Consider the following 19,192-nt stretch of genomic DNA (forward strand, 5'->3'; position numbering starts at 1 on the left):
TCAGTCGATGTAGCGCAAGCCCGCGCGTTGCAGCGGCTCGCGCATGTTGTACATGTCGAGACCCAGCACGCCGCTCGCGAGCTTGTCGCGCTTCTCTTCTTCCAGCGCTTCGCGCGCGCTCGCCTTGTCGAGCACCTGTCTCGCCGATGCTGCCGGTACCACGACCACGCCATCGTCGTCGGCGACGATCACATCGCCGGGAGTAACCCACGCGCCCGCGCAGACCACCGGAATGTTGACCGAGCCGAGCGTCGCCTTGACCGTTCCCTTCGACGAGATCGCGCGGCTCCACACGGGAAAGTTCATTTCGGTCAGCACACGCACGTCGCGCACGCCGCCGTCGATGACGAGCGCACGCGCACCGCGCGCCTTGAAACTCGTCGCGAGCAGGTCGCCGAAGAAGCCGTCGGTGTTGTCGGTGGTGCAGGCGGCCACGACGATATCGCCGGGCTGAATCTGTTCGGCGGCGACGTGCAGCATCCAGTTGTCGCCGGGTTGCAGAAGGACCGTCACCGCCGTGCCGCTCACCTGAGCGCCCGCATAGATGGGCCGCATGTACGGCTTCAACAGACCGACGCGCCCCATGGCTTCATGCACGGTCGCCGAGCCGAGCGCGCCGAGTTTCGTCGCGGCCTCTGCGTCCGCGCGATCGATGTTGCGATAAACCACTCCGAGTTCGACCATGTTCAACGTCCCTTTGACTTGAGCGCCGTATCGAGGCGCGGATACACACGTCGCGCGTTGCCTTCGTAGATCTTGTAGCGCGCTTCGGGTTCGATCTGCGCGGCTTCGACATAGCGCTTCGTATCGTCGAAATACTGTCCCGTTTGCGGGTCGATGCCGCGCACCGCGCCTATCATCTCGCTCGCAAAGAGGATGTTGTCGACGGGAATCACGCGCGTCAGCAGGTCGATGCCCGGCTGGTGATACACGCAGGTATCGAAAAAAATGTTCTTCAGCAAATGGTCTTCGAGCAGCGGCTTTTTCAGTTCCTGCGCCAGCCCGCGAAAACGACCCCAGTGATAAGGCACCGCGCCGCCGCCATGCGGAATCACGAAACGCAGGCTCGGAAAGTCGCGGAACAGGTCCGAGGTCAGGCACTGCATGAAGGCGGTCGTGTCCGCGTTCAGATAATGCGCGCCGGTCGTGTGAAAGCACGCGTTGCAACTCGTGCTCACGTGGACCATCGCGGGAATATCGTACTCGACCATCTTTTCGTAGATGGGATACCAATAACGATGGGACAGCGGCGGGCTCGTCCAGTGACCGCCGGACGGGTCCGGGTTCAGATTGATGGCGACATTGCCGTATTGCTCGACGCACTTCACGAGTTCGGGAATGCACGTCGCCACATCGACGCCAGGGCTTTGCGGCAGCATCGCGGCGGGGACGAAGTGATCGGGGAACAACTCGCTCACGCGAAAGCACAGCTCGTTGCAGATCGCGGCCCATGTGCTCGACACGTCGAAGTCGCCGATATGATGCGCCATGAAACTCGCACGCGGACTGAAGATGGTGAGGTCGAGCCCGCGTTCGCGCATCAGGCGAAGCTGATTGCTCTCGATCGACTCGCGCAATTCGTCGTCGCTGATACGCAGTTCGGAAACCGCCGGCCTCTCCGAAGGATTGTTGATGCCGGCGATCTGCCGGTTGCGCCACGCTTCCAGCGCCTTGGGCGCGGTGGTGTAGTGGCCGTGAATGTCGATGATCATCCTTGCTCCAGAAACTAGTGTGCAGCGGCGTTCGTTTGCGGCGCGGGTTCGCCGGCGCGCGTTTTCTGCGCGACGAGGATGGCGACGGCGGCAAGCGTGGCAGGCACGGCGAGCATCGCGAGGATCGCGCCGAATTGCCAGCCAAGACCGAGCAGCGCGCCGCCGATGGCCGAACCGAAGATGCTGCCGAAGCGTCCCATGCCGAGCATCCAGCTCACGCCGGTGGCGCGCGCCACGGTCGGATAGCGTCCCGGCGCGAAGGCGTTGAGGCCGGTCTGCGCGCCGCTCATGCAAAAGCCCGCGGCGAACACGAGCACGGCGAGCGACGACGACAACGCGCCGATCCACGCAAGCCCCAGCACGCACACCGCGCCGCCGAGATACGCCGCGCTGATGACGGGCGCGGGCCGCGTCTTGTCCATGATGAAGCCGACGATGATCGCGCCGATGGTGCCGCCGATCTGGAACATCGCCGTGATGTTGGCGGCGGCGGAAACCGTGAGACCCGCATCCTTCATCAAGGTGGGCAGCCAGCCGGTCAGCAGATAGATCACGAGCAGGCCCATGAAGTACGTGACCCACAACGCGGCGGTCATGAAACCATAGCCTTGCGAGAACAGCACGCCGATAGGCTTCTTGGTCGGCAGCGGCGGTTCCGTCGATACGAAGACTTCATCGCCCTTGAAGCGCTCGCCGCAGACACGTCCGAGCACCGCGCCGATCCGTTGCGAGGTCGCGCCGCGCACCGACATGAGGCGCGCCGATTCGGGCAGCAGCCAGATTTGCAGCGGAATCAACACGAGCGGCAACGCGCCGCCGAAGATCAGCACCGAGCGCCAGCCGTGCTCGGGAATCAGCCAGCCGGCGACGAAGCCGATCAGCGCGGAGCCGAGGTTGAAGCCCGTGAACATGATGGTGATGAGCAGCGAGCGCTTGCGCTGCGGCGCGTATTCGGAGAGCAGCGTCGTGGTGTTGGGCATGGCCGCGCCAAGACCGATGCCGGTCAGCAAGCGCAGGAGCGCCATCGACGAGGGCGAATTGGTGAACGCCGTCGCGATGGTAAAGACGCCGAACAGGAACACCGAGGTGATCAGCACCCACTTGCGGCCGATGCGGTCCGAAGCCGGTCCCGCCGTCAACGCGCCGATCACGAGTCCGATGGGCGCGGCGCTCATCACGAGTCCGAACGCGGGCCGCGAGATGTGCCAGTCGCCGATGATCGAGGGCGCCACGAAACCCATGATGGCGACGTCCATGCCGTCGGCCGCGACGACGAGAAAGCACAGCGCGACCAGCAACCACTGGTACGCCGAGATGGGCCGCGCGTCGATGAAGCCCTTGATGTCGATGGTTTTACCGCTGTTCATGTTCGTCTCCGTGTTGCATCGTTTTGGCCGTCAAGCCTTGTTCTTCTCTTCTTTGTCCCAGGCGAGATTGCCCGCGCCCTTGCCCGCCACCGAGTAGAGCGCGCCGGGCGCATTGCGCGTCTTCTGGAATTCCTCGAGCGTTTCGCCGCGCATCGCCGCATAGATATGCAGGTTAGAAATGCCCGTCACCGCGCCCAGCTTTTCGAGCATGAAAAAGATCACGCCGTAGTGAAGAAGACCGCGCCAGTCGCGGCGGCGCAGAAGATCGCGCTCCTGTTCGCTCAGACCCGCTGCTTCGTAGCTCGCCTCCTCGTCGGCCTTGAACGCCTCGCGATGCGCGGGCTCGACCATGCGATGCAGATAATCGTTGATGCGATAAGCCCGCACCGCCGTTTCGATGCTGAACGGATACGTGCCTTGCAGCTTCTCGACATCGGTGAGTTGCACGGCCATCTTCTGGCGATGACGTTCGAGTATCGCGGGCTTCGTCTCGCTGTCCTCGCCTTCGTAGATGGCGGTCGCGATACCGGCCATCGACGGAAGGTAGTAGCTGCGGTGCTTGCACACGACGTTGTTCGACAGCGCGCCGCGCATGGTCAGCCACATGATCACTTCAGCGCCTTCGAAGCCGCCGAGTTCCGCGTATTCGGCCAGCGTCATGTCGGCGAGTTGCTCGGGGTCGCGCTCGAAGAGATCGAGGAAGCGGTGATCCCATTCCGTGTTGTTGAAGCCCGCGCGTTCGCCGTGAACCTGATGCGACAGGCCGCCCGTCGCGATGATCGCGACCTTGAGGTCTTCCGGATAACTTTCGATGGCGCGGCGCAGCGCCTGACCGAGCTTGTAGAAACGCCGCGCGCTCGGCACGGGCAGTTGCAGCACGCCCATTTGCAGCGGAATCAGCTGCATCGGCCAGTCGGGCTTGTGCGGGGTAAGCATCGAGAGCGGCGAGAAACAGCCGTGATCGAGCGGCTTGTTCTGGAAGAACGACATATCGAACTCGTCGGTCATGAGCGAGTTGCCGATGTGCGCCGCGAGCGCGGGATGCCCCTTGATCGGCGGCAGATCGCGCGCGCCGCCGCCCTCGTCCGCGACGCGCCATTCCGGACCGACGCCGAGCGCGAAAGCCGAGTAGTGATCGAAAAAGAACGACGTGATGTGGTCGTTGTAGATCGTCACGACCACATCGGGGCGCTTCTCTTCGAGCCATGTGGCGAGCGGCGCGAAGTTTTCGAAGATGGGAGCCCAGACCGGGTCGTCACGCTTGTTCTTGTCAAACGCGAAACCGATGGTCGGGGTATGCGAGGCAGCAATGCCGCCGATGATGCGAGCCATGGTGATGCTCCTTCGGGTGCCGGGCGACGCGTTACGCGTCCATCGGCAGCGGTGTCTGGTGCGGAAAACTGAATGGAAGATAGCGGCTGGCGGCAGCGCCGGAAACTACGCGTAAACCATGAAGATGGGCGCGATTCGATACGTCCGACGACGTTCGATGCCTTTGCTTGCTGGGGTTGGGCGAGCGATCGGCTGGCTGCGTGATGCGGCGTCCGATAAATAAAACTGATGCGCGAAGAAGGAAGACGCAAGGTCGCCCGACCGCCCGCATGTTCGCGGACGGATCGGCACGGACATGCGCGATCTAGGCCTCGTGCGCGAGGCGCGAGCGCAGTGCGATGGCCAGCGGGAAAATGGCGATGGCCGTGAGAGCCGTGGCAAGCGTGGCGCCGTGCACGCCGATCCGGTCGCCGAGGAAACCGTAGATAACCGGCGAGATCGCGCCCGACGCAATGGTGCCGGTATAGAAAAGCGCAAAGGCCCGCTCGGCTCCGTCGAGTGGCGCCAGTTCCGGCACGGTGCCGTAGAGCACGGACGAGGTGCCATTGAGCATCACGCCGAGGAGCGGCAACAAGACCATCGCGACGCTCAGCGGGCAGAGCATCACCGCGACGATGCAGGCCGCCGTGCCGCCCTCGGTTGCGAGCACGGTGCCGATCACGCCCAGCCGCGCGCCGAGCCAGCCGCAGGCGAACTTGCCGGCCGCGCCGCCGATGAAAACCAGCGCGAGCGCCGTGCCCAGCATCGGTTGAGAGATGCCCTTCTCTTTCAGCAAGAACGGCAGGAACGTCAGCAGGCCCATGCGGACGCTGGTGTCGAGCACGCCTATCGAGAGCAGCATCGAAAAACCTCGTCCTGAGCCGCCGCGGTTGCCGATTGATTGCGCATCGGCGGCCGGCGTGCTTCTCGGTACGACAGGGAAGAAAAGTGCAATGGATACAGCGACGACGCAACCCAGGACCGACATGATCCAGAGCGCGTGACGCCAGGGCATCAGCGTAACGAGAAGAGAGATTGCGGCCGGCAATGCCGATTTGCCGAGATCGCCGGAGAAGTTGTAGACGCTCAAGGGGCCGCGCGCGCGGCGGCCATAGACGCGCGACACCGCGCCCGATGCAATGGGATGCTGCGTGCTCGACCCGCTTCCCGATACCGCCAACGCCACGCACAAACCGAGCAGGCTTCCCGACATACCCGCGAGCGCGTAGCCACCGGCTGCGAGCAACGTGCCGAGCGCAAGCGTCGCCCGGCTGCCAAGCCTTTGCGCCAGACGCCCGGCCGGTATCTGGAGACTCGCCATGGTTCCGGCATAGACGCCGCGCAGCATGGCGAGCGCGCCATACCCCAGACCGAAGTCCGCCTGCCACACCGGCAGCAACGCGTAGATCATGTCCGTGTAACCGTCGTGCAGCGCGTGTGCGACGCAGGACAGCCAAAGCACGCGCGAAGGTAGAAGCGCGGTCCGGTCGGTTTTAAGCAGAGACGGCAAGGAAAACGGAATAAAGCGCATGAGTGTCCCGGACGACGGCGTGACGAGGCCTAAAAGACAATTTTATGACTCGAGGAAGGCGCCTTCAATTGACGTAAGATCGCGTCAATGGAGAGATAAAGTCACGCCATGGACGAACCAGCAAATCTGGCGCAGGACCGGGACAGGCTGCCGCCGCTCAATGCGTTGCGCAATTTCGAAGCGGTCGCCCGGCATGGAAGCTTCGCCGCGGCGGCGGCCGACCTGCATGTCACTCATTGGGCGGTCGGCAAGCAAATACGGCTGCTCGAAGACTGGTTCGGCGTGCCGTTGTTCGAGCGGCGCGCGCGCGGCGTTCAGCTTACCGATGAAGGCGCGGCGCTCCTCAACGACGTGAGCAGCGCGTTCGAACGTCTCACACGCGGGGCAGCGCGCCTCAGGCACGATGAATTCACGCGCCGCGTGTCCGGCATCGTGCGCGTGAACGCGCTGGCAAGCTTCGCGTTGTGCTGGCTGCTGCCGCGTCTCGCCGACTTTCAGGCGCGCTTTCCCGATATCGACATCAGGTTGTCCACCACGTCGCGCAAGTTGCGGTATATCGGCGATGCCTTCGATATCGGCATACGCTCGGGTCACGAACAAGGCGCGGGCGTCGTATCGCGCTCGTTGATGGCCGATGTGCGCTTGCCGGTGTGCAGCCCCGCGCTGCTGCGTCAGCGTCCCATAGCAAGCGTCGCGGATCTGCGTCATCACGCGCTGCTGCATTCCGCCAGCACGCGCACGAGTTGGTCGTCGTGGCTCAAGCAGGCGGGCGCGGCGGACTTGCGCGCGGCCCGGCATGTCGAGTTCGAGCACACGTATCTTCAACTCGCTGCTGCAGCGGAGGGGCTCGGCGTGGCGCTCGCGTCGTTGCCGCTGATCGGACGCGATATCGCCGAAGGCCGACTCGTATGCCCGATCGCGGCGCCGGCGTGGCGCGCGCCCGATTACACACTGGTGATCAACGCAGACCGCGTCGGGGATGACGCCGTGGTTTCCTTCGAGAAGTGGATCATGGCGAGCGCGGGAGGTGCCGGAAGTTAAAGAAGCGCGTCCCATCGTCCGATATATTGAAGGCCGGCGCGCGATGGCAAGCGGTCGCTTCAAAGACCAACTTTTCAGACGAACGAAACATGATCAAAATTCACGAGGCGGGACAGCCGGCGAACGGCCCCGTTCGCTGCGGTGGCTGCAATAGCCCCGAAGTGGCGCAGATCGAAATGGCCTTTGCGTTTCAGCCTATCGTCGACGTGCAGTCGGGCAGTCCCTATGCCTACGAGGCGCTCGTACGCGGGCCGAATGGCGAATCGGCGGGTTCGGTGTTGTCGCAGGTCGACGACTCGAACCGTTATAACTTCGATCAGCGTTGCCGCACGACTGCAATCGAGCAGGCGGCAAGCATGGGGATGGACAGCTTTCTGTCGATCAACTTCATGCCGAACGCGGTTTATCAGCCTGCGGCATGCATTCGCAGTACCTTCGAGGCCGCCGAAAAACACGGCTTCCCGGTGAATAAGATCATCTTTGAAACCATCGAAGGTGAAAACATCATTAGCCGCTCGCATCTGGTGCAGATTTTCCGCGCGTATAAATCGTTCGGCTTTCAGACCGCGATCGACGATTTCGGCGCGGGTTATTCAGGGCTCACACTGCTCGCCGACTTTCAGCCGGACTTGATCAAGCTCGACATGGCATTGGTGCGCGACATCGACACCGACACCGTGCGTCAGCGGATCGTTGCCGGGGTCTTGAAGATTTGCAGTGATCTGGGAATTCGCGTGATCGCGGAAGGCATCGAGACGCAAGGCGAGCGCGATTTTCTGGAAGCAGCCGGCGTGAGCCTGATGCAAGGCTATTTGTTCGCCAAGCCCTCGTTCAAAGAGATGCCCGCGATTGCCAATGTGCGTTAATGCCGGGTGCAAAATGTTGAAAGCCGCGCTTGGGACGTTGCTAATCGTTTTGGCGGGATGCGCGGTGCCTGGTGCGCCGGCATCGCCGGAGAATAGCGTTGGAGCCGAAGGGTCGGCCACCCAAGCTCCGGCATCGACTGATCATTCAAATTCGGAGCGTGTCGAGGCGCCGCACAGAAATCCGAAGATGTATGGGCCGCCAGGCGAGTGATTGGTGTCGGGCTCGCTACGCGTCGGTCCGCTCGACTACGAATCTGCAGAATCGGCCATGCCATTTGAACGGGGCATTTGGTTTTGTCCCCCGACGCTTTGCGCTACGCCGTCCGCGCTCCATTCCCGCTCAACCACCCATCAACGCATCGTCGTCTTGAGCAAATCGCCTGCGGTGCTCAACATGCCGCTCGCAATCTTGCCCGAGTCGATCTTGTAGGTTCCATCACGCAGAGCCGCCTTGATCGATTCGACCTTCGCCGTGTCGATGTCCGCGCCGCCCGTGACTTGCATCGACGACAACGAGGACAACGTCACTTTCGAGCTGGTTGCGTTGGTCGCGCTGGTTTGCTGCACGCCGCCCGTAGCCTGCACATCGCGTTTGCTTGCTACGCGAAAGGTGTCGGATTGGAGTGCGGCGGGCGTGTTGTTCGATTCGATCTTCATGGCTTTGGCTCCTTGTCTGTTGAGTTCTTTAACGGATTGGGGCTTGAAATCTTTACCAAGCCCGGCGGCCTGCCGACACCCTCGCAACCTCGTCCAGCCCGCAAAGCCTTAGCCACTAAGCCTCCCGTGTATTTGCAACAAATTGAAACAAAGTGTGAGGAATCGCACATAGACCGGACCTGGCGTCCGTGAGGGGCAAGAAATTTCCGAAAGTACTAGACGACTGGTCTACTTCAAGCTAAAGTCCACCCATGCCTACCGCAAACACATCAGAAACCGTCGACGTCCGCGAAAACATTATTGCCGTTGGTCAACGGTTGATCGGCGCCAAAGGCTTTTCCGCCGTCGGCCTGAATGAGATTCTCACGGAAGCCGGCGTGCCGAAGGGCTCGTTCTATCATTATTTTGGCTCCAAGGATGCGTTCGGCGTGGCGCTCCTGGAAAGCTATTTCGAGGACTATCTGAACGACCTCGACCAGACGCTAGCGCAGCCCGGACTGAGCATGGCGCAGCGGCTGACGAACTACTGGAGCATCTGGCAAGAAACCCAGTCCTTCTTCGATTGCCAGGGCAAATGTCTCGCGGTCAAGCTCGGCGCCGAAGTGGCAGACATGTCGGAGGCCATGCGCGCCACGTTGAAGCGCGGCACGGCAGGGATCGTTCGCCGTCTTGCAAGTGCAATCGAAATCGGTGTGGCGGAAGGCTCGCTTTCGATCGAAAGTGATCCGCAAAGCGTTGCGCAGAGCTTGTATCAACTGTGGCTCGGCGCCAGCATCATGGTGAAGATTGTTCGCAACACGCAGCCGTTTGAAGTGGCGACGACGACAACGCAGCGGATCTTGCGACTTGCTCCCTGACGAAGCAGGGAGCAAGGTGCCAGCACTTCCTTAGAGGTGCTCTTTTTGAAGCATTTACTAGACGACTGGTCTACTAACCCCATCAACCTTCTTTACGGTTTCGCCTTATTCACCCACGGAGATGCAACATGAAAGTGCTCATGGTTCTGACCTCGCATGACCAACTCGGCAACACGGGCCGCAAGACGGGTTTCTGGCTCGAAGAGCTGGCCGCACCCTACTACGCCTTCAAGGATGCGGGCGCGGAAATCGTGCTGGCATCGCCTAAAGGTGGTCAGCCGCCGCTCGACCCGAAGAGCAACGAGCCGGCCAATCAGACCGAGATGACACATCGTTTCGAAGCCGATTCGCAGGCTACCGCGCAGCTTGCCAGCACGGTAAAGCTCGATCTCGTCTCGCAAGCCGATTTCGATACCGTGTTTTATCCGGGCGGTCATGGTCCGCTCTGGGACCTGGCCGAAGACAAAAACTCGATCGCCCTGATCGAAGCCTTCTTGGCCGCTGGCAAGCCTGTCGCGCTGGTCTGCCACGCACCTGGCGTGCTGCGCCATGTCCGCACGCCGGAGGGCGCACCGCTTGTCGAAGGCAAACGAGTCACGGGCTTCACCAACTCCGAGGAAGCCGCGGTCGGACTGACCGATGTCGTGCCGTTCCTCGTTGAAGACGAACTCAAGGCGAAGGGCGGCATCTATTCGAAGCTCGAAGACTGGGCACCTTATGTCGTCACCGATGGCCTTTTGATTACCGGGCAGAACCCGGCTTCATCGTCGTCCGCTGCGGCGACGTTGATGAAGCACCCGGCGCTCGCGCAATAACCGACGTTGACGTTACCGGCGCGCGCGGCCATTGGGCGGCCGCGCGCCATGGAACCCACGCTCGTGCCAGGACTTGCGATGCATAGGCAAATCGCCGGGCGCGTGAGCTCGTCGATCCCACATCACGAAACCAGCCCGCGTGTCGTGAGAAATCCTGCTGCGTGGCAGCATGCACGCGTTGCACATAGCCCCGGTGCGTTTCTCATCGCGGAATTTTCTCTCCAACCCTCTGATTCAACGCGCAAATTTAGCCGTCATTTTCCTCGATGCAGCGCCACGCTTAAGGGCTACGCTCTTATATAAGAGGCAGCCGCAGTCACGGCGCTTGCCCGACGCTTCCTACAACGCCGGAGTCATCATGATGCAAATCTACGTTGAACCCTTGCCCAAGGGCCGATGGGGCCCGATCGATGGATACACACTCGAGTATCCCGACGGCACGAAGATCACCGAGCAGGTGTTCAGTTCGGAAAAGCTCGCGGTCAGCGAAATCAGGCTGCGCGGCTATACGCCCTTGCTGGCGAAGGTGCGTATCACGGACAAGGGCGAGCCGGAGCACTGGGAAAGCGTCGAGTGACGCATCGTCGATACGAACGTGCTTCGCCGATTTTCTTTCGCGAAGCACGTTTTATTTTTGTGATATTGCTGCTTCATCCGGAACGCGAATAACGGCGCGGCTACATGGCCGATGGAGAAGCGATGCGACGAGGACCCTTCAGCGAAGCCGGCAGAAAACGCCGGCGTCTCTTTTTGAGCAAGGCGCATGTCGCGCTCGCGGCCTTCGGGACGCTCGGCTCGGTGCTCGGCATTGGTATCGCCATCGACGGCGGGCTCGAATTCAATCGCACCAAGGTGTTCACGGGCGTTGGCCTTATCGCCGTTTCGACCATTCTTTATATCTCGATGCTGTTCGTGAGCGACGAGCCATCCTGACGGCTCGTCGGCCGCACGAAATCACACGTGCACGTCGCGCTCGCCGAGCGGCCGCACCGGTTCTTCCACACGTTGTTCTTCAAGGCCATGACGCGCCCGATGCCGGCGCACCCAGAGCGCGGTCAGAATTGGCACGAGAATGGCCGTCACGAGACAGGCGGTCGCGACCATCGCGGTGGCCGCCGGCACGAGCGGCTTGAAGCGCGGAATCATCTCGCCGATGATCGCCGGATTCGCCACCGCCGCGCCCGCGGTCGATGAAGCCGCGAGTCCCGCCGCGCCATTGCCGCCCGCAATCCAGCGATCCGCGAGAATCAGCGGAATGCCCGTCACGACGATCACGCCCAACCCAAGCGCAACCCCCGGCAAGCCGCTCGTCGCGATCACGTGCAGGTCGATGCCATTGCCGAGCGCGAAGCCGAAGAACGGGATCAGCGGATGCACGCAGCGGCCGAACAGTTCGCGCAGGTCGCTGTCCAAATTGCCGAGCGCGAAGCCAATCAGAAACGGCAGCACCGCGCCGACGAAAAGGCGTGGCTCGAAGAACGCGACGCCCGTCGCGCCAAGAATCAGCATGCTGACGAGCGGCCCGGATTCCACCGACATCAGCACGAACGCGCCCGCTTCCTCGCGGCTGCCGTACTGCTGCATCACGGCGGCGTAGAGTCCGCCGTTGGTCATGTCCATCGACGTGGTGATGGCGAGCACGGACAGGCCCGCGAAGAGACCGGCCTTGACGCCATCGATGGGAATGAAGTGCGCGGCGACGATGGTCGCGATCCACGCAACCGCCATCTTGGTCACGAGCAAGGTGCCCGACTTGCGCAGCACGGTGCCGGTCGCGCGCAGGTCGATGGTCGCGCCCATGCAGAAGAACCACACCGCGAGAATCGGCACGGTGCCCGTGATCAACCCGTTCGTGAACGAGCCGAAGTACTTGCCCGCGCCCGGCGCGAAAGTATGGACGCAGGCGCCGAGCAGCAAGGGCACGAGCATGAGACCGCCTGGAATGCGGTCAATCGCTTTCTTTATATTCATGTCTCCTCCGTGGACTTTGGCGTCCGGATGGCGGGCTGTCTACCCAGTGCAATGCGCCGCTTTAAGCTCGGCCGCATCGGTTCGGCGCAATATAGCATCGCTGTTTTATATTCGCTGAATGCAAAGCCGGGAGGCGGGTTAATCGTTTACCCGTGCGCGGGCAGAGTTACCGGGTTTGCCTGTCCGGTGGGCCTTCGCGGACACTTCACATTCGCGAGCACGACAAAACGGAGCCTTAGTGAAATTCGATACGACCACCATCCGTCTGGTTCTCGCCATCGCGGACGAAGGCAGCATCTCGCGCGCCGCGGACAAGCTCAGTCTCGCGGTGGCCGCCGCCTCGCGGCGCGTATCGGACCTCGAAGCGCAACTCGGCGCGAAGCTCTTCACGCGCGTTCCGCACGGTGTGCAGCTTACCGAGCCGGGCGCGAAGCTGCTGCTCTACATCCGCCAGATCGACAATCTGATCGACCGTCTCGAAGGCGATGCGCGCGCGCTCAAGGAAGGGCGCCACGGGCGCATCATCATCGGTGCGCCGAAGGCGGTGGTCATGCAGTTTCTGGCGGGCGCCATCGCCGGGATTCAGCGCAAGCATCCCAGCATCTCGCTCATGGTTCAAGAGGAGAACAGCAAGATCGTTCAGCAGTTGTTGCGCGACAAGGTCATCGATATCGGCATCTACGAAAAGAAGAGCGGCTTTCTCGACCTCGACCGCGTGCCGTATCGCGAAGACCGGCTCGAACTCGTGTATAGCACCGAACATTTTCAGTTCGACGATGCGCCGCTCGGTATCGACGAGATCATGGACTTGCCCGTGATCAGTCTCGGCAAAGGCTCCGCCATTCTGTCCGCGCTGCAACGCGCACATCAGAGCCGGGGACGACTCTTCGCGAACAATTACGCCGTGAGCGGCTTCGACACCATGCTCGTGATGGTGCGTCAGGGCTTGGGCGTCGGCCTCATGCCCGCGGCTGTGCTGCGCAGCTTTCACCCGGAACGCGCGATTGCGTCGCAGGAGATTGCAGGCGACTGGCATAAGCGCAGCTACGTGCTTTCTTGCGTCGAAGGTCACGCTCAGGAACAGACACTTCAACGCGTCGTGGCCGAGCTGCTCGACGAACGCGACTAGTCTGAACGAGGAAGCACGCTCGAGGCTTTCGCGAATTGCGAAGCCAGCCTTGCCCGCGCAAGCCTTGCGGCATTGCAAGCGGTGGTCGAAAGTGAAGGCATGACCCGCGCCGCAGGTCGAAGCCCTTCTCCACCGAACCAATCGACATGACCCAGACAAAACCTCTCCCCCTGGACGGAATCCGCGTGCTCGACGTAAGCCAGGTCATGGCAGGACCGTTCGCCTGCATGCTGCTCGCCGACATGGGCGCGGATGTCATCAAGGTGGAACCGCCCGAAGGCGATCAGACGCGCGGCGCGATGGGCTTCAAGATGAAAGGGCCCGACAGCATGGGCTTTCTCAACATGAACCGCAACAAGCGTTCGGTGACGCTGGACCTGAAGAGCGACGAAGGCCGCGAGCTCTTCTACAAGCTCGCGAAGACTGCCGATGTGATCGTCGAGAACTATCGGCCAGGCGTGGTGCAGCGGCTTCGTATCGATTACGAGTCGATCCGGGAGATCAACCCGAAGATCGTTTATGTGAGCATCTCGGGCTTCGGGCAAAGCGGCCCGTGGTCCACGCGGCCCGGCTTCGATCTGATGGCTCAGGCCATGTCCGGCGTCATGAGCGTGACGGGATATCCCGGCGGCAAGCCGGTCAAGGCGGGCGTGCCGGTGGCGGATATCGGCTGCGCGCTCTTTGCGGTGTCGGGGCTGTTGTCGGCTTATATCGGCGCGCAAAAATCGGGCGTCGGTCAGCATATCGACGCTTCTCTCTTCGATTCCGTCATGGCCTTCTCGATCTGGGACATGTCGGAATACTGGGGCACGGGCGTGCCGCCGACACCGCTTGGCACCAGCAACAAGATGAGCGCGCCGTATCAGGCCGTGAAGGCGCGCGATGGCTACTTCGTGATGGGCGCGACTAACCAGAAGCTGTGGACGAAGCTGTGCGGGTTGTTAAAGCGGCCCGATCTGATCGACCACGCCGACTATGCGAACGTCTCGCTGCGCCTGAAAAACCGCGAGGCCATGATCCAAGTGCTCGAAGAGGAGTTCGCCAAGCGCGACAGCGCGGAATGGGTCGATACCCTGCTCGCGGCCGGCATTCCAGCCGGCCCTATCCTGACTTATCCGGAAGCATTCGAGAGCGAACATGCCACGCATCGCCGCATGGCAATGGAAATCGATCATCCGCACGAAGGCAAGGTGAAGAACATCGGCTTTCCGGTCAAGCTGCTCGGGACGCCGCAGACCGTGCGCCGCCATCCGCCCCTGCTCGGCGAACATAACGAAGAGATCTTCGCGGAGATCAACGGAACCAGTGGAATGAAGCCATGAGCGAACATGTCCGGCTTACGCTGCATGCATCGGGCGCGGCGGAGATCGTCATCGACCGGCCCGAGCGTCACAACGCCATGTCGATTCCCATGTACGAAGCGCTGCTCGCGCGTATCGACGAATGCCAGCGCAATAAAGACGTGCGCTGCATTCTCTTTCGCGGCGCGGGCGGCAAGTCGTTTATCGCGGGAACGGATATCGAGTACTTCAAGGACTTTCGCGGCGGACACGATGGCGTGGCCTACGAAGCGCTGGTCGAGCGCGTGATCGATACAGTCGAGCGCATCGCGCTTCCCACGCTCGCCGTGATCGATGGCTGGGCGGTCGGCGGTGGTCTCGCGCTCGCCACGGCCTGCGACTTTCGCGTGTGCAGCGAAAACTCCCGGTTCGGCGCACCGATTGCCAAGACGCTCTCGAACACGCTTTCGTCGCGCAATATCGCGCGGCTACATGCGGCTTTCGGCGTGCCGCGCGTCAAGCGCATGCTGATGCTCGCCGACTTTCTCGCAGCGAACGAGGTCCTGGCGTGCGGCTACGTATATTCGGTGGTGACGAAAGACGCGCTCGATGCCAGCGCGCATGCGCTTGCCGAGCGGCTCATGGCGTTGTCGCCAATCACGCAGAAGGCGGTAAAGGAGAGCCTACGGCGCATCGTGATCGACCAGAGCTTCGCGGACGAAGACATCATCGAGGAAGTCTATGGAAGCGCGGCTTTTCGTGATGCGGTGACAGCATTCACTTCGGGCAAGCCGAAACGGTGAGCGCGATTCTTCAACGCCCGCTCAGTGCGAGCGTGTTGAAGAGCGTTTGATGATCGAAGGGTTTTTGACAACGCGGATGATGCCGGTAGGCGATATCGATCGAATCGACACCGTACCCGGTTGCAAAGATGAAGCGGATCTCACGCAGCGTCAGTTCATCTGCTACGGCGTATGACTTCTCGCCGTTGAGGTCGATGTCGAGAATAGCAACGTCGATGTAATGTTCGTCGTCGTCTAGAAGCGCCAGCGCGTCCTGCGCCCACGCCACCGGCCCGACGACGATTGCCCCTGCAATTTCGAGCAACGCGGACAGCGCGAGCGCCACCAGGTAATCGTCTTCCACGACCAAGATGCTCAAACCTTCGAGCGGTGTCCCGACTACTGCCATTTTCGGACCCCCTAGGGACTGCTGCCGTGCATATGCGCTGGTCGCAGCGGGATCTCGATATGACACGAAACCCCATCCCAGTTGAAGTCGAGCTCGGTGCGAGCGTGTAGCGTGAAACGAAGCGCTTTCTCGATGAGTTGCCGGCCGAAGCCGATTTTCTTGTCCTCGGGCGTGATGCGCACACCGCTTTCGATCCAGTCCAGAACGAGCCATTCCGGCCCGGACTCTCTTTTCTCGACAATCCAGCTGACGACGAGCCGTGCGCCTTTATGCTTCAATGCGCCGTACTTGAGCGCGTTGGTCGCGAGTTCGTGAAGCACGAGCGCGATCGTCTGAACGTTGCGAAAGCCAAGCGGCACGACCGGTCCACTCACCGAGACCCTGTCGCTGCTGCCGACACCGAGCGCCTCGAATTCAAGGCGAACGATGTCACCCAAATTGATCAGATGCCCGTTCGCTTCGCCGATCAAGCCCTGCAGCCTGCCAAGCGCGGCGAGGCGACTCGTGAACGTGTCGAGCGCTTCGTCGCCCAAGAGCGTCTGTTGCGCGATCGACTGAATCACGGATAAAAGATTTCGCGTTCTGTGTTGCAGTTCCGCAATCAAAACGTCCTGCCTACCTTCAGCATGAACCATTCCCGTGATATCGACGAAAGCAATGACCACACCGTCGATCTTGCGATCGCCGTTGAGATAAGGTGCGAGACGCACGAGGAAATGATTCAGCCCATCCTTGCTGCTGACCTGCTGTTCGCGTGCTTCCTGACTCCTGAATACCTCACGGATGCCTTCTTCCAGCCCCGGAAGGTCGAGACGGCTGACGAGCTCCGAAATGGGACGCCCGCGATCGACCGGACGGATATGGAAGATATCGGCCATTGCCGGGGTAAACGAGCGAATGGAAAATTGCCGGTCGAGAAACACGGTGGCGACCGACGTGCTTTCGAACAGGTTGTGAAGATCGCTGTTCGAGCGGTCGAGCGCGTCGATCTTGCCATTCAGTTCCAGATTGACGGTGTGCAGCTCCTCGTTGAGCGAGACGAGCTCTTCCTTGGACGCCTCCAGCTCTTCGTTCGACGATTGCAGTTCCTCGTTGACCGAAACCAACTCTTCGTTCGACGACTTGAGTTCTTCGAGCGCGGTCTCGTATTCCTCTATCATCGATTGCAGGCGCTCACGGGTATCCCGTAGTTCCTTTTCGATTTGCTCCGCGGTGCCGTCGTGCATGGCCTCGGCGCGCGCAAGCGCCTCTTCGCGCGTGAGCACGGGCCCTTGGTCCTGGAACACGACGAGATACATGCGCTCACCCGGCGCTTGCTGGACGAGCGGCTCGATGGTCAGATTGATCACCTGTACACGGCCGTCCTCGCCCTCGACCACCACCCCCTCTCGCGCGATCGTGCGGCCCGAGTCGACCGCTTCGCGAAACACCGAGCGCAAGTCGAGGCCCAGCCCCTTGCGCGCCATTGCGAATAGCTGGCGCGTCGGCATGCCGGGCGCTGCCTCGAGATATTTGCCGGTGCGGCCCGAGTAGTAGACGACATCGCCATCGCGCGTCACGAGCACGTGCGGCGGTGTGAAGCGGTCGATCATATGACCGTCGACAGCAAGGCGCAGCGCAGCGCCGCCCAGGGGCGGACGGCTTGGCGTCAACGCGGACAGATGGCCGATAGTCAGCGCGGATACCGCGAGCGGCAGACGCACTTGCGACACGACATCGGCGCGGCGCTTGAAAAGCCTATGCTTCTTGTCGAGCGGAACGAACAACTCGTCGAACTGGCTCACGTTCTCCGACGGGCCGAGGAACAGAAAACCGTCCGGGCGCAGCGCATAGTGGAAGGTCGGAATGACCTGATTCTGGACCTCGATGCCGAAGTAGATGAGGAGATTGCGGCACGACACGAGATCGATGCGTGAGAAAGGCGGATCGCGAATGACGCTGTGCGGTGAAAAGATGCACAGTTCGCGCACTTCCTTGGCCACCACGAAGCTGCTGCCGTCCGGCACGAAGAAACGGTCGCGCCGCTCTTGCGATACATTGTCGAGCAACGCCAGCGGATAGCGCGCCGCACGCGCCACCGTGAGCGCTCCGTCGTCGATATCGGTGGCGAAGATCTGGATGCGCGGCGCCTTCTCGACACCTGCGATCTGTTCGGACATCAGCATGGCGATGGAATACACTTCCTCGCCCGTGGCGCAGCCCGGCACCCAGACACGCACGACATCCTCGGCGGTGCGGCCTTCGAAAAGCTTCGGCAGGACGAGTGTGGCGAGACTCTCGAACGCGTGCTCATCGCGGAAAAAGCTCGTGACGTTGATCAAGAGATCGCGAAACAGTGCCGTCACTTCCTGCGGATCGGCCGCGAGCCGCGCTACATAACTCTCCGGAGTTGCCATCGCCCGGACCTGCATGCGCCGCTGCACCCGCCGCGAAAAAGTCTTGACCTTGTAGCCGCTGAAGTCGTGTCCGACGTTATCGCGCAAGATGCCGTAAATGGCTTCTCGCGCCTCGTCGAATGCTTTCGCGGCGGCTTCGACTTCGGGCTCTTCCACGACGGAATCGAGCCTGAAGGCGCCCGCGGCAAAGCTCGCGAGCTTCGCGCCCATTTGGTCGACCGGCACGGCGAAATCGACCAGGCCAGTGGCAATGGCGCTATTGGGCATGTCCGGGTGATGCGGTCCGAAGCCGTCCGCAACCTGTGCGAGCGTCAGTCCGCCCCGCTCCTTGATGGCCTTGATGCCGAGCGTGCCGTCCGAATCGCCGCCCGAGAGAATGACGCCTGCCGACAGTTCGCCGATATCGAGCGCGAGCGTGCTCAGAAAATGGTCGATCGGCTTGCGCTCGCGACGCGGCTTGTCCAGTGACTGCACGTGCAAGGTTCGGTTCGAGACGCTGACGATGGCATCGCGCGGCAAGAGATAGACGCTATCGATCTCGATCGGCTCGCCTTCGGCAATCGCGTGTACCTGCATTGGCGTAAAACGCGAAACAATCTCCGGCAACAAGCTGATACGGTCCGGACTCAGGTGCGTGATGATCACGCAAGCGAGGCCTGGCTTTTCCGGCATGCCGCGAAAGAAGCCTTCGAGCGCCTCGACGCCGCCAGCGGACGCGCCGACGCCGACAATGGGGAAGTCGGTTGCCGGTGTCATGACTTCTCCCGCATCGGCGCATTGTCGCTGTGGTCCAGGCGCCTTGCCTCCGGGAGAAGTCCGGCTTCGCGAGCAAGGCCTGAGCGCGCCCTGACGAAAACCGCGAGATGTTCCGTAAGACGGACGTCGATTGCGTGCTTGCTGGTCATGGACCGCCTCGAAGAACAAAGGTATCAGTCTATATTACCGCGCGCGCAACGGGCGTCGAAGCGTGCATGCAAGGCGGGCAGACACGTATGGCGTGACGCGAGCGGTCAGCCAGAGTGTTGAACATAAACGGCCCGCGCGGGCCGCTTCACGAATATAAGCCTT

General features: G+C 61.8%; 18 protein-coding genes. 9 read left to right on the plus strand and 9 right to left on the minus strand.

Annotation, left to right across the window (positions count from 1 at the left end; all coding sequences use genetic code 11):
* From ligK to NCR98_RS27840, 5 genes are all read right to left on the minus strand, one after another.
* The gene (ligK, locus tag NCR98_RS27820; RefSeq protein WP_244830020.1) at nt 1–684 is read right to left on the minus strand and encodes a 4-carboxy-4-hydroxy-2-oxoadipate aldolase/oxaloacetate decarboxylase; all 684 of its coding nucleotides are present in this window, start codon (nt 682–684) and stop codon (nt 1–3) included.
* Nucleotides 685–686: 2 nt separating this feature from the next.
* Nucleotides 687–1,712, minus strand: coding sequence for an amidohydrolase family protein (locus NCR98_RS27825; RefSeq protein ID WP_244830019.1), 1,026 nt, complete (start codon nt 1,710–1,712; stop codon nt 687–689).
* Between the two features lie 14 nt (nt 1,713–1,726).
* Entirely contained in the window at nt 1,727–3,079 is a 1,353-nt protein-coding gene (locus NCR98_RS27830; RefSeq protein WP_250468578.1) for an MFS transporter, read from the minus strand.
* A 30-nt stretch (nt 3,080–3,109) separates the two neighbouring features.
* Entirely contained in the window at nt 3,110–4,411 is a 1,302-nt protein-coding gene (locus NCR98_RS27835) for a gallate dioxygenase (RefSeq protein ID WP_250510767.1), read from the minus strand.
* 304 nt (nt 4,412–4,715) lie between these two features.
* Nucleotides 4,716–5,921, minus strand: coding sequence for an MFS transporter (locus NCR98_RS27840; protein WP_250527968.1), 1,206 nt, complete (start codon nt 5,919–5,921; stop codon nt 4,716–4,718).
* Nucleotides 5,922–6,029: 108 nt separating this feature from the next.
* Here NCR98_RS27840 and gcvA point away from each other — a divergent pair, with 108 nt between their 5' ends.
* Nucleotides 6,030–6,962, plus strand: coding sequence for a transcriptional regulator GcvA (gene gcvA / locus NCR98_RS27845; protein ID WP_250527969.1), 933 nt, complete (start codon nt 6,030–6,032; stop codon nt 6,960–6,962).
* 89 nt (nt 6,963–7,051) lie between these two features.
* The gene (locus NCR98_RS27850) at nt 7,052–7,828 is read left to right on the plus strand and encodes an EAL domain-containing protein (RefSeq protein WP_250527970.1); all 777 of its coding nucleotides are present in this window, start codon (nt 7,052–7,054) and stop codon (nt 7,826–7,828) included.
* A gap of 351 nt (nt 7,829–8,179) precedes the next feature.
* Here NCR98_RS27850 and flgM read toward each other — a convergent pair whose 3' ends face one another.
* The gene (gene flgM / locus NCR98_RS27855; RefSeq protein WP_244830013.1) at nt 8,180–8,485 is read right to left on the minus strand and encodes a flagellar biosynthesis anti-sigma factor FlgM; all 306 of its coding nucleotides are present in this window, start codon (nt 8,483–8,485) and stop codon (nt 8,180–8,182) included.
* A 251-nt stretch (nt 8,486–8,736) separates the two neighbouring features.
* Here flgM and NCR98_RS27860 point away from each other — a divergent pair, with 251 nt between their 5' ends.
* From NCR98_RS27860 to NCR98_RS27875, 4 genes are all read left to right on the plus strand, one after another.
* Entirely contained in the window at nt 8,737–9,342 is a 606-nt protein-coding gene (locus tag NCR98_RS27860) for a TetR/AcrR family transcriptional regulator (protein WP_250510771.1), read from the plus strand.
* A 128-nt stretch (nt 9,343–9,470) separates the two neighbouring features.
* Entirely contained in the window at nt 9,471–10,157 is a 687-nt protein-coding gene (locus NCR98_RS27865) for a type 1 glutamine amidotransferase domain-containing protein (RefSeq protein ID WP_250527971.1), read from the plus strand.
* A gap of 358 nt (nt 10,158–10,515) precedes the next feature.
* Entirely contained in the window at nt 10,516–10,734 is a 219-nt protein-coding gene (locus tag NCR98_RS27870; RefSeq protein ID WP_244830010.1) for a hypothetical protein, read from the plus strand.
* A 122-nt stretch (nt 10,735–10,856) separates the two neighbouring features.
* The gene (locus tag NCR98_RS27875; protein WP_244830009.1) at nt 10,857–11,090 is read left to right on the plus strand and encodes a hypothetical protein; all 234 of its coding nucleotides are present in this window, start codon (nt 10,857–10,859) and stop codon (nt 11,088–11,090) included.
* 21 nt (nt 11,091–11,111) lie between these two features.
* On the opposite strand, the gene kdgT is transcribed toward NCR98_RS27875, so the two are convergent.
* Nucleotides 11,112–12,128, minus strand: a complete 1,017-nt coding sequence (kdgT, locus tag NCR98_RS27880) for a 2-keto-3-deoxygluconate transporter (RefSeq protein ID WP_244830008.1) — start codon at nt 12,126–12,128, stop codon at nt 11,112–11,114.
* 238 nt (nt 12,129–12,366) lie between these two features.
* Here kdgT and NCR98_RS27885 point away from each other — a divergent pair, with 238 nt between their 5' ends.
* From NCR98_RS27885 to NCR98_RS27895, 3 genes are all read left to right on the plus strand, one after another.
* Nucleotides 12,367–13,257, plus strand: a complete 891-nt coding sequence (locus NCR98_RS27885; RefSeq protein WP_250527972.1) for a LysR family transcriptional regulator — start codon at nt 12,367–12,369, stop codon at nt 13,255–13,257.
* Nucleotides 13,258–13,403: 146 nt separating this feature from the next.
* Complete coding sequence (locus NCR98_RS27890; protein ID WP_250527973.1) at nt 13,404–14,579, plus strand: CaiB/BaiF CoA transferase family protein; 1,176 nt, start codon at nt 13,404–13,406, stop codon at nt 14,577–14,579.
* Nucleotides 14,576–15,340: an enoyl-CoA hydratase gene (locus tag NCR98_RS27895; protein WP_250468598.1), complete on the plus strand. Its 765-nt coding sequence runs from the start codon at nt 14,576–14,578 to the stop codon at nt 15,338–15,340. The genes NCR98_RS27890 and NCR98_RS27895 overlap by 4 nt, the downstream gene beginning before the upstream one ends.
* 10 nt (nt 15,341–15,350) lie before the next feature.
* On the opposite strand, the gene NCR98_RS27900 is transcribed toward NCR98_RS27895, so the two are convergent.
* Together NCR98_RS27900 and NCR98_RS27905 are read right to left on the minus strand one after the other, a co-directional pair.
* Entirely contained in the window at nt 15,351–15,728 is a 378-nt protein-coding gene (locus tag NCR98_RS27900) for a response regulator (RefSeq protein WP_250468600.1), read from the minus strand.
* Between the two features lie 11 nt (nt 15,729–15,739).
* The gene (locus tag NCR98_RS27905) at nt 15,740–18,880 is read right to left on the minus strand and encodes a CheR family methyltransferase (RefSeq protein WP_250527974.1); all 3,141 of its coding nucleotides are present in this window, start codon (nt 18,878–18,880) and stop codon (nt 15,740–15,742) included.
* Between the last annotated feature and the right edge of the window lie 312 nt (nt 18,881–19,192).

This window comes from Caballeronia sp. GAWG2-1 (genome assembly GCF_023631405.1).
In the GTDB taxonomy this organism is placed as follows: domain Bacteria; phylum Pseudomonadota; class Gammaproteobacteria; order Burkholderiales; family Burkholderiaceae; genus Caballeronia.

Coding starts and splice junctions, on each gene's coding strand:
- ligK (WP_244830020.1), bottom strand. CDS start 684: ATGGTCGAACTCGGAGTGGTTTATCGCAACATCGATCGCGCGGACGCA.
- NCR98_RS27825 (WP_244830019.1), bottom strand. CDS start 1,712: ATGATCATCGACATTCACGGCCACTACACCACCGCGCCCAAGGCGCTG.
- NCR98_RS27830 (WP_250468578.1), bottom strand. CDS start 3,079: ATGAACAGCGGTAAAACCATCGACATCAAGGGCTTCATCGACGCGCGG.
- NCR98_RS27835 (WP_250510767.1), bottom strand. CDS start 4,411: ATGGCTCGCATCATCGGCGGCATTGCTGCCTCGCATACCCCGACCATC.
- NCR98_RS27840 (WP_250527968.1), bottom strand. CDS start 5,921: ATGCGCTTTATTCCGTTTTCCTTGCCGTCTCTGCTTAAAACCGACCGG.
- gcvA (WP_250527969.1), top strand. CDS start 6,030: ATGGACGAACCAGCAAATCTGGCGCAGGACCGGGACAGGCTGCCGCCG.
- NCR98_RS27850 (WP_250527970.1), top strand. CDS start 7,052: ATGATCAAAATTCACGAGGCGGGACAGCCGGCGAACGGCCCCGTTCGC.
- flgM (WP_244830013.1), bottom strand. CDS start 8,485: ATGAAGATCGAATCGAACAACACGCCCGCCGCACTCCAATCCGACACC.
- NCR98_RS27860 (WP_250510771.1), top strand. CDS start 8,737: ATGCCTACCGCAAACACATCAGAAACCGTCGACGTCCGCGAAAACATT.
- NCR98_RS27865 (WP_250527971.1), top strand. CDS start 9,471: ATGAAAGTGCTCATGGTTCTGACCTCGCATGACCAACTCGGCAACACG.
- NCR98_RS27870 (WP_244830010.1), top strand. CDS start 10,516: ATGATGCAAATCTACGTTGAACCCTTGCCCAAGGGCCGATGGGGCCCG.
- NCR98_RS27875 (WP_244830009.1), top strand. CDS start 10,857: ATGCGACGAGGACCCTTCAGCGAAGCCGGCAGAAAACGCCGGCGTCTC.
- kdgT (WP_244830008.1), bottom strand. CDS start 12,128: ATGAATATAAAGAAAGCGATTGACCGCATTCCAGGCGGTCTCATGCTC.
- NCR98_RS27890 (WP_250527973.1), top strand. CDS start 13,404: ATGACCCAGACAAAACCTCTCCCCCTGGACGGAATCCGCGTGCTCGAC.
- NCR98_RS27895 (WP_250468598.1), top strand. CDS start 14,576: ATGAGCGAACATGTCCGGCTTACGCTGCATGCATCGGGCGCGGCGGAG.
- NCR98_RS27900 (WP_250468600.1), bottom strand. CDS start 15,728: ATGGCAGTAGTCGGGACACCGCTCGAAGGTTTGAGCATCTTGGTCGTG.
- NCR98_RS27905 (WP_250527974.1), bottom strand. CDS start 18,880: ATGACACCGGCAACCGACTTCCCCATTGTCGGCGTCGGCGCGTCCGCT.